At 32.5% G+C, this 1,332-nt stretch carries 2 protein-coding genes; both read right to left on the reverse strand.

Annotation, left to right across the window (positions count from 1 at the left end; translation table 11 throughout):
- Window positions 1-154: 154 nt before the first annotated feature.
- Complete coding sequence (locus BGI33_RS03360) at window positions 155-448, reverse strand: hypothetical protein (protein WP_025315306.1); 294 nt, start codon at window positions 446-448, stop codon at window positions 155-157.
- 7 nt (window positions 449-455) lie between these two features.
- Window positions 456-1,124, reverse strand: a complete 669-nt coding sequence (locus BGI33_RS13970; RefSeq protein WP_100089934.1) for an RHS repeat domain-containing protein — start codon at window positions 1,122-1,124, stop codon at window positions 456-458.
- Window positions 1,125-1,332 lie beyond the last annotated feature (208 nt).

Consider the following 1,332-nt stretch of genomic DNA (forward strand, 5'->3'; position numbering starts at 1 on the left):
CGGTTTCCTGAATCATTCTTAAGCCGTCCCATAGAAAGCGGGTACGGTTGTACGGTTAACCTTCGCGGTCTAACTTCCGTTTTTCAATGCATCTGCCAAGGGCGTCATAGTGTTAGTACCATTAGTCATCCTGATTTAATTTCAGTTTTTCTTTTTAACTTAGAAATATTTTTTCAATATATTCGCTTACTTTTGAATTAATATTACTTATATACTCCATGTCTTCATAAGAACCAAAGTTTAAAGCACCTTCTAAATTGTCATGCAGGACTAAAAGATTATATGCTAATTCCTTTGAAATAAAATTTTTTTCTTTATAATTAGTTACCATCTCATCCAGTGAAGTATAGAGATCATTCATTGTTTGTTCATCTAACTTATCTAGTAATCTAATTTTTTCAACTACACCGATAATCTTTTCATTAACATCAGAATTTATAATTTTCATAAAATACCTAATTAATTAGTTTTATTGCATTTGCTGGAATAGGTGCGTCAAATAGCACCTCCGAAGAACCTTTAGCTAATCGTCTTGCAAATTGATTACCTAAGAGGTCAAGACCTTTAGTAGAAGATATATCAATTGCCCCACCCGAAATTTTACTCAAGTCTATTTCAACTATTCTATTTCCAGTTTTACTAGCCCATTTTTCAGCGATACTTAAATCTTTGGTTGCAGATATAAACTGAGATGGAGAACGACTTCCTGATGTTACATGTCCTGCAACCGTTTTTATATTATTTGGGTTTAGTGAAAACAATCCAGAAGATATGTTTTCATCTTGTCTAATAACTCTATAGACTTTACCACTTTTTATACGATCAAACTCACTTACTTTAGCACATGGTGCTAATCCTAATGGATCAATCCACATTAGAGAATTAAATGCATACTGATACAGATTAAACCCACCCAGCAACCCAATCGGGTCTGGCTGGGTAAATCTACCTATATCCGGATCATAATACCTGAAAGTATTGTAATGTAAGCCAGTTTCTCTGTCTAAATATTGTCCCTGATATCTGAGGTTTTGCTCTACTGATTCGTGTTCGATTTCATGAATCCGCTTACCCCAAAGTTGATAGCTGCATTCCCAGACGATTTCGTCGTTTTCGTTAGTCAGCTCTTTTAGTGTGCCCTAACTGCATATTTCTAATTGTTTATACAATAATGAAGATGTACTTCATATTCATCATCATTAATAACCAGTATCCTTTCAGGTTCTAAAAACAATAATGATAAATCAAAAGTTTGATTGTATCTAAATATACTATTTAAAAAATCATCTAAATTATTAATATTTAAATGAATAGCAATTTTTTCTTCAAATA

The sequence above is a fragment of the Snodgrassella alvi genome, from assembly GCF_002777425.1.
Classification (GTDB): Bacteria; Pseudomonadota; Gammaproteobacteria; order Burkholderiales; family Neisseriaceae; genus Snodgrassella; species Snodgrassella alvi_B.

Bases quoted from the DNA above. Each gene is read 5' to 3' on its own strand.
- BGI33_RS03360 (WP_025315306.1), bottom strand. From the start codon at position 448: ATGAAAATTATAAATTCTGATGTTAATGAAAAGATTATCGGTGTAGTT.